Origin of the sequence: Pseudonocardia kunmingensis (assembly GCF_006716445.1) — a bacterium.
GTDB classification, from domain to species: Bacteria; Actinomycetota; Actinomycetes; order Mycobacteriales; family Pseudonocardiaceae; genus Pseudonocardia; species Pseudonocardia kunmingensis.
Genome location: NZ_VFPA01000001.1, coordinates 160,062 through 175,129, shown reverse-complemented (window position 1 = coordinate 175,129; position 15,068 = coordinate 160,062). Strand labels below are relative to the sequence as shown.

General features: G+C 72.5%; 11 protein-coding genes and 3 pseudogenes. All 14 read left to right on the top strand.

The window, feature by feature from the left end; genetic code table 11:
- Nucleotide 1: 1 nt before the first annotated feature.
- The 14 genes and pseudogenes from FB558_RS00785 to FB558_RS00725 all read left to right on the top strand — a co-directional run bounded on the left by FB558_RS00785 (nt 2) and on the right by FB558_RS00725 (nt 14,950).
- Nucleotides 2–877 carry an FAD binding domain-containing protein gene (locus FB558_RS00785; protein WP_142047151.1) on the top strand — a complete coding sequence of 292 codons (876 nt, stop codon included), beginning with the start codon at nt 2–4 and terminating at the stop codon, nt 875–877.
- A complete protein-coding gene (locus FB558_RS00780; protein WP_142047149.1) occupies nt 874–2,091 on the top strand; it encodes a xanthine dehydrogenase family Fe-S subunit in 1,218 nt (405 codons plus the stop codon). Before FB558_RS00785 ends, FB558_RS00780 begins: the two co-directional genes overlap by 4 nt.
- Nucleotides 2,092–2,100: 9 nt before the next feature.
- Complete coding sequence (locus FB558_RS00775; RefSeq protein WP_142047147.1) at nt 2,101–2,985, top strand: LysR family transcriptional regulator; 885 nt, start codon at nt 2,101–2,103, stop codon at nt 2,983–2,985.
- 245 nt (nt 2,986–3,230) lie between these two features.
- Nucleotides 3,231–4,298 (top strand): cytochrome P450, encoded by a 1,068-nt coding sequence (locus tag FB558_RS00770; protein WP_246106186.1) that lies wholly within the window; start codon nt 3,231–3,233, stop codon nt 4,296–4,298.
- 35 nt (nt 4,299–4,333) lie between these two features.
- Nucleotides 4,334–5,425, top strand: a pseudogene (locus FB558_RS00765) (MFS transporter); the annotation flags it as partial.
- Between the two features lie 272 nt (nt 5,426–5,697).
- A complete protein-coding gene (locus tag FB558_RS00760; protein WP_142047145.1) occupies nt 5,698–6,465 on the top strand; it encodes an SDR family NAD(P)-dependent oxidoreductase in 768 nt (255 codons plus the stop codon).
- Nucleotides 6,462–7,868 (top strand): sodium:solute symporter family protein, encoded by a 1,407-nt coding sequence (locus FB558_RS00755; RefSeq protein ID WP_142047143.1) that lies wholly within the window; start codon nt 6,462–6,464, stop codon nt 7,866–7,868. Before FB558_RS00760 ends, FB558_RS00755 begins: the two co-directional genes overlap by 4 nt.
- A complete protein-coding gene (locus FB558_RS00750) occupies nt 7,865–9,250 on the top strand; it encodes a UbiD family decarboxylase (RefSeq protein WP_142047141.1) in 1,386 nt (461 codons plus the stop codon). Before FB558_RS00755 ends, FB558_RS00750 begins: the two co-directional genes overlap by 4 nt.
- Nucleotides 9,243–9,827: a UbiX family flavin prenyltransferase gene (locus FB558_RS00745; protein WP_211365939.1), complete on the top strand. Its 585-nt coding sequence runs from the start codon at nt 9,243–9,245 to the stop codon at nt 9,825–9,827. Before FB558_RS00750 ends, FB558_RS00745 begins: the two co-directional genes overlap by 8 nt.
- A complete protein-coding gene (locus tag FB558_RS00740; RefSeq protein ID WP_142047138.1) occupies nt 9,824–10,444 on the top strand; it encodes a VOC family protein in 621 nt (206 codons plus the stop codon). Before FB558_RS00745 ends, FB558_RS00740 begins: the two co-directional genes overlap by 4 nt.
- A 17-nt stretch (nt 10,445–10,461) precedes the next feature.
- Nucleotides 10,462–11,439: an LLM class flavin-dependent oxidoreductase gene (locus tag FB558_RS00735; protein ID WP_142047136.1), complete on the top strand. Its 978-nt coding sequence runs from the start codon at nt 10,462–10,464 to the stop codon at nt 11,437–11,439.
- A gap of 591 nt (nt 11,440–12,030) precedes the next feature.
- Nucleotides 12,031–12,969, top strand: a pseudogene (gene ltrA, locus FB558_RS44300) (group II intron reverse transcriptase/maturase); the annotation flags it as partial.
- Between the two features lie 21 nt (nt 12,970–12,990).
- Complete coding sequence (locus FB558_RS44295) at nt 12,991–13,392, top strand: group II intron maturase-specific domain-containing protein (protein ID WP_281288607.1); 402 nt, start codon at nt 12,991–12,993, stop codon at nt 13,390–13,392.
- Between the two features lie 301 nt (nt 13,393–13,693).
- Nucleotides 13,694–14,950, top strand: a pseudogene (locus FB558_RS00725) (IS701 family transposase).
- Nucleotides 14,951–15,068: the final 118 nt, after the last annotated feature.

The following is a 15,068-nucleotide window of genomic DNA, read 5'->3' as shown; positions in this document are numbered from 1 at the left end:
CATGAAGGCCCCGCCGTTCGCCTACGTCCGCCCCGCCACGCTCGACGACGTGCTCGCCGAGCTGGCGGGTGGTGACGCGAAGGTGCTCGCGGGCGGGCAGTCGCTCGTGCCCGTGCTGGCGATGCGGCTGGGCCGGCCCGCGACGCTCGTCGACATCAACTCCGTGTCCGACCTGCACGGGCTCGAGGCGGTGTCCGGGCAGCTGCGGGTCGGTGCCGCCGTGCGGCAGCGCACGGTCGAGCGGGCCGAGCAGGCCCGCGCGGTGCCGCTGATCGGGATGGCGCTGCCGTTCGTCGGGCACCGGGAGCTGCGCAGCCGCGGCACCGTCGTGGGCAGCCTGGCTCACGCCGACCCCGCGGCCGAGCTGCCCGCCGTCGCCGCGTGCCTGGAGGCGACGATCGAGGTCGCCGGCCCGCGCGGGCGCCGGTCGGTGCCCGCCGCCGAGTTCTTCGCCGGCGCCATGACGACGGGCGCGGGTCCGGACGAGGTCGTCGTCGCCGCCCGGTTCCCGACCGCGCGGCCGGGGGAGGGGTTCGGGTTCGCCGAGATCGCGCGGCGGCACGGGGACTTCGCCCTCGCGGGCGTCGCCGCCCGCGTGCGCGTCGACGGCGACGGCGTCACCGACGCGCGGCTCACCGGGTTCGGCGTCTCCGACCGGCCGGTGTCCCGCGACGTCACGGCGCTGGTCCGGGCCGCGGGCGAGCACGAGCCGGAGCTGCGCGCCGCCACCGCCGAGCTCGCCACCGAGGTCGTCGACACCGCCGGGGACGCTCACGGCTCCACCGGCTACCGCAGGCGCCTGTTCGGGGTGCTCGCCGCGCGCGAGCTGGCCCGTGCGGTGCGCCGCGCACGTTCCCGCCAGGAGGTACCGGCATGACGCGGCCGCAGGCACGTCCCGAGAAGGTCGCGGCGGGGGAGTCCGTCGCGATCACGATGACGGTGAACGGCACCGAGGTGACGGTGCACGCGCCGCCGCGCGTGCACCTGGCCGACGTGCTGCGCGAGCAGCTCGGCCTGACGGGCACGCACCTCGGCTGCGAGCACGGCGTGTGCGGCATGTGCACGGTGCTCGTGGACGGCGCGGCGGCCCGGGCCTGCCTGCTGTTCGCGGTGCAGTGCGACGGCGCGGACGTCGTCACGGTGGAGGGGCTGGGCAGCCCGGAGGAGCAGCACCCGCTGCAGCAGGCGTTCTCCGCCCACCACGGACTGCAGTGCGGCTTCTGCACGCCCGGGATGCTGATGAGCAGCTACGACCTGCTCGCCGACGGCCCGCAGGGCACCGCGATCCCGCCCGAGGACCTGCCGGTGGAGATGTCGGGCGTGCTGTGCCGGTGCACGGGCTACCGGGGCATCCTCGCGGCCGTGGCCGACGTCGCCGCGGAGCACCCGGACGGCCTGCCCGGCCCGCGCGCCTGCGGTGCGCGCACGCTGGTCGGCCGCGGGGGCGGGCGCCCGCAGTCGGGGGCGGAGGAGCCGGCCGACGAGCCTCGGGTGCAGGTGCCCGCCGAGGTGCGGCTGCCGACGGGAGCGCCGTCGGTCTCCGTCGAGGTGCGCAGCGAGCTGGCCGTGCCGGTCGAGAAGGCGTGGGAGGTGCTCGACGACTTCCACCGCCTGGCCGCCTGCCTGCCCGGCGCGGAGCTCGTCGAGGTGCTGGCCGAGAACCGCTACCGCGGCCGGGCGACGGTCGCGCTCGGGCCCGTGAAGCTGGCCTTCGACGGGCTGGCGCAGGTGGTCGAGCACGCGCCGGACGCGCACCGCCTGCGGGTGCACGCCCAGGGCGCCGACACCGGGGGCAGCACCACGCAGGCCGACATCCGGCTGCACGCCGAGCCCGCTCCCGACGGCGGCACGGTCCTGCAGGCCGAGGCGGCGCTGTTCCTGTCCGGGCGGATCGCGCAGTTCGGGCGGGCGCTGGCCGGCGACGTGAGCAGGCGGCTGTTCGAGCAGTTCGCCGTGGCCGTCGAGGAGAACGCGCGCACGGGCCGGGCCCCGGCGACCCCGGCGCGGCCGCCCGGTGCGCTGTCGCTGCTCGCCGCGACGCTCGGGGCGCGGCTGCGCGCGGCGTTGCGCCGGCTGCGCCGGACCCGGTAGCCCGCGGCCGTGGAGCTGCACCAGCTGCGCTACTTCGTGGCCGTGGCGCGCGAGGGCAGCATGACGCGGGCCGCCACCTCGCTGTTCCTGGCCCAGCCCACGCTGTCGATCCAGATCCGCAAGCTCGAGCAGGACGTCGGGGCCAAGCTGTTCGAACGGCTGGCCCGGCGGGTGGTGCTGACGGCGGCGGGGGAGGCGTTCCTCGAGCACGCCGAGGCCGCGCTCGCCGAGATCGCACACGCCCGCGACCGGGTGGCGGCGGTCAGCGGGCTGCGCGAGGGCCGGGTGACCGTCGGCGTGCTGCCGAGCGTCGGCGCGTACCTGCTGCCCGGCGTGCTGACGGCGTTCCGCGAGGAGCATCCGGGCGTGGCCGTGCGGATGGTGGAGCACGACGTCTCGCGCGACTTCGAGCGGCTCGTCCAGGACGGTGAGCTGGACATGGCCGTCACGCGGCTGCCCGCGACCCTCGCCGGCCTCGGGTGCCGCACGCTCGTGCGCGAGCCGATCGTGGTGCTGGTGCCGCCCGGCCACCCGCTGCAGGGGCGCGCAGGCGTCGCGCTGCGGGAGCTGGCCGACGAAAACTTCGTCTGCATGCGCGGCGGCTACGGCCTGCGCGACCTCGCCGACGGGCTCTGCGACCAGGCCGGGTTCGCGCCCCGGGTCGTGATCGAGACCGGGCAGCTGTCGATCGTGCACGGCATGGTGCGCAGCGGGCTCGGGGTCGCGCTGCTGCCCCGGCTCGCCGCGACGGGAGCCGAGCACGTCGTGCCCGTGACCGACCCGGACGCCCGGCGGGAGCTGGGCGTCGTCTGGCGGCGCACGGCGCTGGAGTCCCCGCCGGTGGCCGCGTTCCTGGAGCGGCTGCTCGCGGCGGGTGACGCCGGCCGCGGCTGAGGCGCCCCGCTGCCGCGAGCTATGCCTCCCATAGCGCATCGGACGTACCAATCGGACCGTCCGGATCGTACGGTCTGGAGAGTCTCAGCGGAGGTGAGCCAGCGTGGGCGAGAACGGACAGCGCGGTCCCGTGTTCGACCCCCATTCCCCTGACCTGTCCCCGGACCGCGCGTACGAGCTGTACGCGCAGCTGCGGTTCCGGGTGCCCGGTCAGCCGGGGCGAGCAGCACGGCGGGTACTGGGCGGTGTCCCGGTACACCGACGTCAAAGCCGCGGCGAGCGACCACACCACCTACTCCTCGCGCGGCGGGGTCTACGTCCCGGCGGTGTCCGACCACCGGTTCCCGCCGATCGACTACGACCCGCCCGAGCACGCCGCCTTCCGTGCGCTGATCGCCCCGCTCACCAGCGGGGCCGCGGCGAAGGCGATGGAGCCGCACGTCCGGGCCACCGTCGACCGGCTCGTGGACGGCTTCGTCGAGCGCGGGTCCGCCGAGCTCGTCGAGGAGCTCGCGATCCCGCTGCCACTGGACGTGATCACCCGGCTGTACGGCCTGGGGCCGGAGCAGACCGAGGAGATCCGCGCCTACTCGCTGGAGTTCCTCGCGCACGCGTCCGGCCCGCGGGGCCGCGAGGTGATCGACCGCGTGCGCGAGTACTGGATGGCGATGTTCGCCGACCGGCGCGCGCACCCCCGCGACGACTTCGTCACCGGCCTCGTGCGCGCGAACGAGGCCGACGGCCTCGGCGCCGACGACGCCACCTTGGCCAACATGATGTTCATCCTGACCTACGCGGGTCACGACTCCACCGCGCTCGGTCTGTCGAACACCCTGCTCTACCTCGCCGAGCACCCCGAGGTGCAGGAACGGCTGCGCGCCGAGCCCGCGCTGGTGACGAGCACGATCGACGAGGTCCTGCGCTACGAGACGCCGCTGCACTGGTTCCCGCGGCAGCTGACGGCCGACACCTGCCTCGCCGGGCAGGAGCTGCGCGCGGGGGAGCGGGTGCTGCTGCTGTTCGCCTCGGCCAACCGCGACCCGGAGGTCTTCGACCGCCCGGACGACATCGTCATCGACCGCAGGCCGAACCGGCACCTGGCCTTCGGCGCCGGTATCCACACCTGCCCCGGCATGGCGCTCGCCAAGCTCGAGATCAGGGCCGCCGTGGAGGGCCTGCTCGCCCGCGTCCCGGGCTTCCGCGTCGCGGGCGAGGTCGAGCGCACCGATCCCCTCGAGGGCGGCGGGCGGCACCTGGGCGTGCGCCGCCTGCCCGTGACCTGGTCCGACGACGTGACCCGGAGGAACGCGTGACCACCAGCACCCCTGCCGCACCGACGCGGCGCCAGATGATCACGGCGGGCGGCGCCTCCGTCGTCGGCTTCGGCTTCGACCTGTTCGACCTGTTCATCCTCCTCTACGTCGCCTCGACCGTCGGGCCGCTGTTCTTCCCGTCGTCGAGCCCGACGCTCACGCTCGCGGCCACGTTCGCCTCGTTCGGGGTGAGCCTGGTGATGCGCCCGCTCGGCGGCGGCGTGTTCGGGCGCTACGCCGACCGCCACGGCCGGCGCCGCACCCTCATCGTCACGGTCGGCGGCGTCGGCGTCGCGACGTCGGTGATGGGGCTCCTGCCCACCTACGCCGACATCGGCGTCCTCGCCCCGATCGTCTTCATCCTCCTGCGTCTCGTGCAGGGGCTGCTGGTCGGCGGGGTCGTCGCGTCCACCCATACGCTCGGCACCGAGACCGTCTCGCCGCGCTGGCGCGGCATGGTCTCCGGGCTGGTCGCCGGCGGCGGCGCGGCGATCGGCGCGGTGATCGCGTCGCTGGTGTTCCTCGCCGTGTCCGCGGCCTTCCCGGGCGAGCAGTTCGCGGTGTGGGGCTGGCGGGTCATGTTCCTCAGTGGCCTGGCCGCCTCGCTGCTGAGCCTGCTGCTGTTCCGCGTGGTCGAGGAGTCGCCGGTCTGGAAGGCCGCGAAGCAGGAGCCGCAGGCCGCGCCGGCGCGGGCCGCCGACCTGTTCGCGCCCGAGCGGCGGCGCACGCTGCTCACCAGCCTCGCGCTGGTGGTCGGCGGCGGCGCCCAGTACTACCTCACGTCCGGGTACCTGCCGACGTTCTACGCCAGCATCAACGAGGTGCCGCCCGGGCCCCGGGGCCTGCTGCTCGTGTGGACGAGCCTCGCGATCCTGCCGGCCGCGCTGCTCGCCGGGCACCTGTCGGAGAAGTACGGGCGTCGGCCGATCTGCCTCGTCGCGGGCGCGGTCAACATCGTCGCGCTGCCGCTGCTCGCGCTGGCGATGGCCGGCTACGGACCCACCGACACCGGGGCCCTGCTCGGCTACGGGCTGCTGCTGACGGTGCTCGCCAACGCCTCGTACGCCGTGGTGCCGATCTACCTCAACGAGCGGTTCCCCACCCGCCTGCGGGCGACGGCGACCGCGCTGGTCTGGAACGGCGGGTTCGCGATCGGCGGCCTCATGACCACGTTCGTCAGCCTGGCCAGCCCCACCTGGCCGACATCCCCAGCCGGCTCTCGGTCTTCCTGGCCGCCAGCGTCGCGCTGTTCCTGGTCGGCGCGGTGCTCTCGCCGGAGACCCGCGGTGGCCTGGACCGCGACGGGGAGGAGGCGGCGCTCGCGCCGACCACCGCTCCGGCCACTGCACCGACCACTGCCCCGACCACTGCCCCGACCACTCCGAAGGAGGCCTGAGACATGGGAGCCGACGGCAGGACCGTCGTCGTCACCGGCGCGGCGGGCGGGATCGGCGGCCGCTACGTGCACGCCTTCACCGCGTCCGGCGCGAACGTCCTCGCCACGGACGTCGCCGCGGCCACCGGGGCCGGGACGGCGCTGGCGGAGAAGGCGAGCACGGCATCGGCGGGGCGTGCGGTGTTCGTCCCCGGCGACATCACCTCCGACGACGACTGGGCGGCGGTCGTCGAGGCCGCGCGCGCCGAGTTCGGCGGCGTGGATGTCCTGGTGAACAACGCCGCCGTCTACCAGGGGCTCGCGAGCAAGCGCCCGCTGACCGAGCTCACCACCGAGGACTGGGACACCGTGCTGCGGGTCAACGTCCGCGGCTCGTGGCAGGGCATCCGCGCGGTCGTGCCGGCGATGCGCGCCGCCGACGGCGGGCGGATCGTCAACATCTCGTCCACGGTGGCCAGGATGGGTGCCCCGGGGTTCGCGCACTACGTCGCCTCCAAGGCGGCGGTGGACGGGCTCACCCGGGCCGCCGCCCGGGAGCTCGGCGCGCACGGCATCACCGTCAACGCGGTGGCGCCCGGCCTCGTCAGCGACGAGGCCAGCCGCACGCTCAACACAGACGACTACATCGCGACCGCCGCCCGCGGGCGCGCACTCGGCCGGGAGATGGCGCCCGACGACCTCGTCGGCGCCGTGCTGTTCCTGGCCTCCGCGGAGGCCGGTTTCGTGACGGGCCAGACGCTCGTCGTCGACGGGGGCGGGGTGTTCACGTGACCAGCGCGTGGGTGGTCCTGCTCGCCGTCGTGGCCTACATGGTGGTGCTCGCCGGCATCAGCTACGTCGTGCGGCGCTCGTCGCGGACCTCGGAGGGCTTGGCCAACGGCGGCCGGGTGTTCCCGGCGGTGCTGATCGGGTTCCTGCTGATGTCGGAGTTCATCGGGACGTCGGCGACGCTCGGCACCGCGCAGGAGGCCTACGACGTCGGCATCTCCGCGGCCTGGAACGTCGTCGCCCTCGCGATCGGCTTCGTCCTGTTCTCGCTCTTCGTGGCGCGCAGGTACAAGGCGCTGGGGGAGAACACGATCTCCGGCGCGCTGGCCAGCACCTACGGCGAGGGCGTCCGCACCGCAACTTCGGTGATCATGACCTGCGCCCTGCTCATCGTCGCCGTCGCCATCTACGCCAGCGGCGGGGCGATGCTGTCGAGCCTGCTGGGCATCGACCGGGACCTGGCCATCGTCGTCGTCGGCGTGCTCGCCACGGTGTACGTGGTGATCGGCGGGATGCGCTCGGTGGTCTACACGAACGTGCTGCACGCGGTGCTGAAGCTGGCCGCGGTGGGCCTGCTCGCCGTGATCGGCGTGACCCGCGTGGGCGGGCTCGGCGAGCTGCGGGCGGCGCTGCCGGCGGAGAACTTCTCGGTCGACGGCGTCGGCTGGGGCCAGATCTTCGCCTGGCTCATCGCCGGCGTCGGGGCGATCTTCGCGACCCAGTACGTGGTGCAGGCCGTCACGACCGTCGCCGACCCCGGCCGCGCCCAGCGGGCCGGCTTCTACTCGGCGCTGATGCTCGTGCCGTTCGGCATCCTCGCGGCCGTGGTCGGGATGGTCGCCGCCGCCCTGTACCCGGGCATCGACTCCCTCGACGCGCTCCCGACGCTCGCCGTCGACGTGCACCCGTTGGTGACCGCGATCGTCATGTGCGGGCTGGTCGGGGCGATCCTCGGCAGCATCGCGGCGCTGATCATCGGCTCGGCGACGCTCCTGCTCAAGGACTTCTACCGGCCGTTCTTCAACCGCGACGGCGACGACCGCAAGGACGTCGTGTTCCTGCGGGTGGCGACGTTCGGGGCCGGGGTCGTGCCGATCGCGCTCGCGCTGTTCGCCTCGGACGTGCTCGCCGTGACGTTCCTGGCCAAGTCGCTGCGCGCGGCGCTGGCCGTGCTGATCGTGCTGATGTTCTACCGGCCCACCTACGGCAGCAGCCGCGGCGCGGTCGTGTCCATCCTCGCCGCGCTGGTGGCGACGACCGGGTGGTTCCTCGCCGGCGACCCGTTCGGCATCGACAACGCCTACGTCGCCGTCGCCTGCCCGCTGGTGATCATGACGGTGGTGCACCTGCTCGGGAAGCGCCGCGGAACCCCGCAGGAACCCCTCGTGAAGGAGCAGACCGCATGACCCCGCCCGTGGGCTCGTCGCTGCGCGGCTGGCTGGACCACCTGCAGTCCCGCGGCCGGCTCGCCGTCGCGCAACCGGACGTCGACCTGCGCTTCGGCGTCGCCGGCGTCGCCAACCGCCTCGACGGCCGCAGCGCCTCCCTGTTCCCGCGCCCGGGCGGGCATCCGGTCCCCGTCGTGTCCGGGCTGCTGTCGGACCGCGCGTGGATGGCCGAGGCCATGGGTGTGCCGCCGGACGGGCTGCTCGAGCGCTACCGCAGCGCGTGCCTGGAGCCCGTGCCCAGCCGGGAGGTCGAGACCGCGCCGTGCCAGGAGGTCGTCCGCTCCGACGTCGACCTGACCACGATGCTGCCGATCCCCACCCACAACGAGCACGACCACGGCGCCTACATCACGGCGGGCCTGCTGATCGCGCGCCGGCCCGGCACCGGGGTGCAGAACGTGTCGATCCACCGCCTGCAGGTGAGCGGGCCCGACCGGCTCGGCGCGCTGCTGCTGCCCCGCCACACCCTCGCGTTCTTCCAGGCGCAGGAGGCCGAGGGAGCCGACCTGGAGATCGCGATCGTGATCGGCGTCGACCCGCTCACGCTGATGGCGTCGCAGGCCATCGTCCCCATCGACCACGACGAGCTGGAGATCTCCGGCGCGCTGCGCGGCGAGCCGCTGCCCGTCGTCCGCTGCGTCACCAACGAGGTGCGCGTGCCCGCCGACGCCGAGATCGTCCTCGAGGGACGGCTGCTCGCACAGGTCCGCGAGCCCGAGGGGCCGTTCGGCGAGTTCCCGCAGTACTACGGGCCGCGCGCGGAGCGGCACGTCATCGAGATCGACGCGATCACGACGCGCGAGTCGCCGCTGTTCCACACGATCGTCGGCGGCGGGCTGGAGCACCTGCTGCTCGGTGGCATCCCGCGCGAGGCCTCGTTCCTGGCGAGCCTGCGCCGCAGCTTCCCCTGCGTGCGCGACATCCACCTGTCCCGCGGCGGCACCTGCCGCTACCACCTCTACGTCCAGGTGGAGCGGCCCGCACCGGGCGAGGCGAAGAACGTCGTCCTCGGCGCGCTCGGCACGCACTACGACATCAAGCACGTCACGGTGGTCGACACCGACGTCGACGTGCACGACCCCACCGAGGTCGAGTGGGCCGTCGCCACGCGGTTCCAGGCCGACCGCGACCTCGTGGTGGTCGGCGGCAGCCAGGGTTCGAAGCTCGACCCGTCCACCGACGACGGGGTCGGCGCCAAGATGGGGCTGGACGCCACGGTGCCGGTGGACGCGCCACCGATGAAGTTCACGCGGATCGCCGTGCCCGGCGAGCGGGAGCTCGACCTCGACGCGCTCACCGCGCCCGCCCCGGCCGGCTGGGCGGAGGTGGCCCGTGGCTGAGCCCCGCCTGGTCGTCGGGATCTCCGGGGCCTCCGGCGTCGCCTACGGCGTGCGGCTGCTGGAGCTGCTGCGCCCCACGCCGGTGCAGACCCACCTCGTCGTCACCAAGTCGGCGCGCATGACGCTGGCCTACGAGACCGACATGCCGCTCGGCGACCTCACCGCCCTCGCCGACGTGTGCCACTCCAACACCGACCTCGGTGCGCCGATCTCCAGCGGCTCGTTCCGGACGTTGGGGATGGTCGTGGCGCCGTGCTCGGTGAAGTCGATGTCCGAGATCGCCTCGGGCGTGACGACGAGCCTGCTCGCCCGCGCCGCGGACGTCGTGCTCAAGGAGCGGCGCCGGCTCGTGCTGATGCTCCGGGAGACCCCGCTGCACCGCAACCACCTGCGCACCATGGCGGAGCTGACGGAGCTCGGCGCGGTGATCGCACCGCCCGTGCCCGCGTTCTACGCCCGCCCGACGAGCCTGGAGGAGATGGTGGACCACACCGTCGGGCGCGTGCTCGACCTCTTCGACCTCGACGTCGGCGTCGTCCGCCGGTGGGGCGGGACCCCGGCGGAGGTGGCGAGGTGATCGAGCCGCGCCTGGACCACCTCGTGCACGCCGGCCCCGACCTCGACGCGCTCGTCGCCGAGTTCACCGAGCGCACCGGCGTGGCGCCCGTGCTCGGCGGCCGCCACGTCGGCCGCGGCACCCGCAACCACCTCGTCGGTCTCGGCGGGAACGCGTACCTGGAGCTGATCGGGCCGGACGACCCCGCGGTGCGGCCCCTGCCCGAGGTCTTCGGGATCGACCGGCTGACCGCGTCGCGGCTGGCGGCCTGGGTCGTGCGCCCGGACGACCTCGACGCCACCGTGCAGCGGGCGCGCGACGGCGGCTACGACCCGGGGGACATCGCGGCGCTGTCGCGCCGCACACCGGACGGGCGTCTGCTCGAGTGGCGCCTGACCCCCAACCGCGGCGACCGGTTCGGCGGGCTCGCACCCGCGCTCATCGACTGGCAGGACGCCCGCCACCCCACCGCCGACGGCCTGCCGCAGCTGCGGCTGGTGTCGCTCGTCGGGCGCCACCCCGACCCGCCCGCCGTCGAGAGCGCCCTGGCCGCCCTCGACGTGCAGCTGGACGTCACGACCGGGCCGCCCGGCCTGGAAGCGGTGCTCGACACCCCCCACGGCCGCATCACCCTCTGACCGCGGAAGGACTCCGGATGACCAAGCGGACGATCGGGCTGGCGCTCCCGCAGCGCGGCACCTTCTTCGACGTGCTGAGCCTGTCCGAGCTCGTCGAGACTGGCCACTGGGCCGACGAGACCGGGCTGTTCGACTCGGTCTGGATCGGCGACAGCCTGCTGGCCAAGCCCCGGCCGGAGGCGGTGGCGCTGTTCGGGTCGCTCGCCGCGGTCACCCGGAACGTCACGCTGGCCGTGGGCTGCCTCGCCACGTTCCCGGTGCGCGACCCGGTGCTGTTCGCCGACCAGTGGGCCACGCTCGACCAGCTCTCGAACGGGCGCATGCTGCTCGCGGTGTGCACCGGGATCGTGAAGCCGAACGACGCGTCGGCGCGCGAGGGCGCGGTCTACGGCGTCGCCGACGCCTCCCGCGCCGCGCGCATGGAGGAGAACATGGAGATCGTCCGCCGCCTGTGGGCGGAGGACGACGTGACCTTCTCCGGTCGCTACACCTCGTTCGAGAACGTCACCGTGCTGCCCCGGCCCGTGCAGTCGCCACCGCCGATCTACATCGCGTCCAACCCCGTGCCGCAGCCGCTCGCCACCCGTGCGCTGCACCGCGTGGCGCGGGTCGCCGACGGCTGGATGACCACCCGCAAGACGCCGGAGCACCTGACCGTCAACCTCCCGGCGATCAAGGAGTTCCTGGTGGAGGAGGGGCGGGACCCCGACGCGTTCGGCGTCTCCGCGTACCACAACCTCAACCTGGACCCGGACCGCGAGGCGGCCTACGACGAGAGCTACCGCTTCATGCGGGAGTACTACGGGCCGGTCTTCGGCCCGGAGGCCGTCCGGAACTGGACGGCCGCAGGCACTCCCGAGCAGGCGGCCGCCGACATCCGGCAGCTCTACGCCGACGGCGCCACCGAGGTCACCCTGCGGATCACGTCGTGGGACTGGCGCAGGCAGCTCGACCTGCTGGTCAAGGAGGTGCTCCCGCTGGTCCAAGGCGGCTGACGGTCAGCGCACGCGGGCTTGCCGAGTCGGAGATCGCCGTCTGACGGCCGAGATCGGCGTCCGCGAGGTCGTGCCTTGGTTTGAAGCTCGTTGTCGCCTGCCGGTGTGAGTCCGGTCCGGGTAGCTGCCAGGAGGCCCGGTAGCAGGCTGGCGGTCTGGTCTGGAAACGGGTCGGGCCGAAGCCCAGCGTCGAAAGCCCTTGTAGGGGAAGCGAATCAGCGGTCCGTAGCGGGTAGCGAAGCCTGCCGCGTCGTTAGACATTGAGGGAGAGCCGAGCCGAGCGGTTCACGGTGAAGGCCATGGAAGCGGTGAAGAGCCTGGAAGCGCAGCCGCGAAGGACTTCTCGGCGTATGGGGCGCGGAACGTTGAGATGGTGACGGCGGGAACTGGAGAGACCCTCCCCGGCCGAAGCGCCCTGCGATCGGCGTGGACGGCCCGTCCTATAACCGGTGTGGAGCCGGGAAGTGGATCGGGTGCCGGGAGGGAGTCGGAGGCTGCCGTAGTACTGATCGAGCTGTGCGGACAGCACAACCGCCGGTGAGGGAAGGGCCGCTACTTCGTTCATGCGTAGTTCTGTAGGGAGGGGGCCCGGTGAGTGCCGATAAGGCTAGTTTCACCGCCGCGGGATCTGTGAAACTGGATTCGGTCCGTGCCTTGCAGCATGCGCTTTGCCGGTCGGCCAAGGCTGATCCGGGACGACGGTTTCACGCGCTGCGGGACAAGGTCTATCGCAGAGACGTCCTGTGGCGAGCGTGGGTTACGGTGCGCCGGAATGACGGTGCGCCGGGCATTGACAAGATCACCCTGGCTGATGCCGAGGAGTACGGCGTCAGTCGGCTCCTCGGCGAGTTGGCCGAGGACCTGAGGAACGGACGGTGGCGGTCGTTGTCGGCGCGGCGGGTGTTCATCCCGAAGCCCGGCACGGTCGAGCAGCGTCCGTTGTCGATCCCTTCGGTCCGTGACCGCATCGTGCAGGCGGCGTTGAAGACCGTGCTCGAGCCGATCTTCGAGGCTGACTTTCTGCCGTGCAGCTTTGGGTTCCGCCCGAGGTGCTCGGCGCACGACGCCCTGCAGGTCTTGATCGATGAGTCCTGGCGGGGCAGGCGGTGGGTGGTGGAGACGGACATCGCCGACTGTTTTGGGGCGATTCCGCACGAGGAGTTGATGCGAGCGGTCGAGGAACGCGTCTGTGACTAGGGCGTGCTGCGGCTTCTGCGCGTGATGTTGCGCGCCGGGGTGATGCAGGACGGCCGGGTCCGTCGGCCGGTCACCGGCACCCCTCAGGGCGGCGTGGTCTCGCCGTTGCTGGCGAACGTCTATCTGCACCAGATCGATCGGTCCTGGTCAGCAGGCGAGTACGGGGTGCTGGTGCGCTACACCGACGACGCCGTTGTGATGTGCCGTTCACGGGAACAGGCCGAAGCCGCGCTGGCGCGGTTGACGGTGCTGTTGGGCGAGCTCGGGCTGGAACCGAAGCTGGCCAAGACCCGCATCGTGGCGCTGGTCGAAGGAGGCGAGGGGCTGGACTTCCTCGGTTTCCACAACCGGCTGGTGCGTGGGCGGACTCCCCGGTCGGCGCATCTGACCTTCCCCGCCCGTTGGCCCGCACGCAAGGCGGTCCGGCACGCCCGAGACCGGATCCGGTCGATCACCGGCCGGTCCCGGCTGTTGGTGCCGGTCGAGCAGATCGTGGATGAGCTGAACCTGTTCCTCCGCGGCTGGGCCGGGTATTTCCGTTATGGGAACTCGGCCCTCCTGCTCGGCCAGATCAGGAACTATGCCCTGCGCCGGCTGGCGCTGTGGTTGTCGAAACGTGGCAACCGACGCCGAGCCTGGGGATGGGGCATGGTCCAGGTGTTGCGTTCTTCGAATCACCTGGGTCTGATCAGTCTCGATGGGATTGTCGTCCCGCCCAGGCCAATGCGCGCCTGGAAAGCCGAACGCCGCAGGTGAAGAACGTCGGTAAGCCGTGTGCGGGAGAACCGCATGCACGGTTTGACGGGCGGGGACTGGAAACGGAGCGTCGACCAAGGTTACAGCGAAAGCTACCGCGAGGAAACTCTCGGTGGAAGCGCCAAGACCTACCGTCGGACAAACGCCACCGCGCCAGTCCCCGACCCTACGACTTCGTGATCTTGGCGGTGGCCGCCCGGGAACCTGGACGGCCACCGCGTGATGATCATCAGTTGTGTGGACGTCAGAAGATCACGCGGTGGCCGCGGGCCACAGCGTAGAGGCCGGTCTGTGGTCGGCGCTGGAAGGTCAACTCCTCGACCTGATCGCGGACCGCTTCCCGCGCGTTGAGACCCGTCAACGGTTCGCGTGGTTCCTGCGCGGGATGGCGGCAGAGCTGCCGCGTAAGACCTGCTGGAGCATCGCCGAGCACGCCGGGGAGGTCAGCCCGAACGCGATGCAGCACCTGCTCAACCGGGCGGTCTGGGACACCGACGGGGTGGCCGCGGATCTACGCGGCTTCGTCACCGATCACCTCGGCGAACCCGACGTGGTGCTGATCGTGGACGAGTCCGGCGATCTGAAGAAGGGCGAACACGCCGTCGGGGTGCAGTGCCAATACACCGGCACCGCGGGCCGGATCGAAAACGCCCAGGTCGCGGTCTATCTCGCCTACGCCTCCCGCGGCGGGCACGCGTTGATCGACCGTGAGCTCTACCTGCCCCGCAGTTGGGCCACCGACCCCGACCGGCGCACCGAGGCAGGAGTGCCCGAGGAAGTCGAGTTCGCCACCAAACCCGCACTGGCCACCACGATGATCACACACGCGGTCTCGGCCGGGCTCCCGGCAGGGTGGGTCACCGGCGACGAGGTCTACGGCATCGACCCCGACCTGCGCACCCAACTCGAAACCTTCCAGCTCGGGTATGTGCTGGGCATCGGCTGCAACCGCCGCGTCGCCATCTAAGGAGCCCAAGGGGGTGTCCGGATGCGCGTCGACCAGGTCGCCGCCAGCCTGGGCGAGCACTGCTGGACCCGCTACTCGGCCGGGGCAGGGGCGAAGGGCCCACGCTTCTACGACTGGGCATTCATCGCCCTGCACCCCGACGACGGGCCCGGGCACCGCTGGTTACTGATCCGCCGCCACCCCGAGCACGGCGAGCTGGCCTACTACCGCTGCTACGCACCCCAACCCGCACCCTTGACCGAACTGGTCCGCGTCGCCGGCACCCGCTGGCGCATCGAGGAATCTTTCCAGGCCACCAAGACCCTCACCGGCCTCGACGAACACCAAGTCCGCCGCTGGGGCTCATGGCGACGCTGGACTCTGATCGCCATGTTCGCCCACGCCCTACTCGCCGTGTTCGCCGCCACCACCAGATCCCATCAACCCGACGGACTCATCCCGCTGACCTGCAACGAGATCGCCCGACTGATCAACCGGCTGATCGTCCAACCGATCCGCTCACGCACCCACACCCTGCGCTGCAGCCACTGGCGACGCCGACACCAACACCGCGCCCGAACCAGCCACTACCGCCGCCGACCAGCAACATGATCACGATCTACGGCTGTAGTACTAGGCTAAGATCCGCGACGTGCTGACCGCGCCCGCGGCCTCCATGGTGAGTGTTGAAGCGATGACGGCGCCTCGACCAGGCAGCGCAGCGGCTGAC

Excerpts from the sequence above, each read along its gene's own strand:
- FB558_RS00780 (WP_142047149.1), top strand. The coding sequence starts at position 874 with ATGACGCGGCCGCAGGCACGTCCCGAGAAGGTCGCGGCGGGGGAGTCC.
- FB558_RS00785 (WP_142047151.1), top strand. The coding sequence starts at position 2 with ATGAAGGCCCCGCCGTTCGCCTACGTCCGCCCCGCCACGCTCGACGAC.
- FB558_RS00760 (WP_142047145.1), top strand. The coding sequence starts at position 5,698 with ATGGGAGCCGACGGCAGGACCGTCGTCGTCACCGGCGCGGCGGGCGGG.
- FB558_RS00735 (WP_142047136.1), top strand. The coding sequence starts at position 10,462 with ATGACCAAGCGGACGATCGGGCTGGCGCTCCCGCAGCGCGGCACCTTC.
- FB558_RS00750 (WP_142047141.1), top strand. The coding sequence starts at position 7,865 with ATGACCCCGCCCGTGGGCTCGTCGCTGCGCGGCTGGCTGGACCACCTG.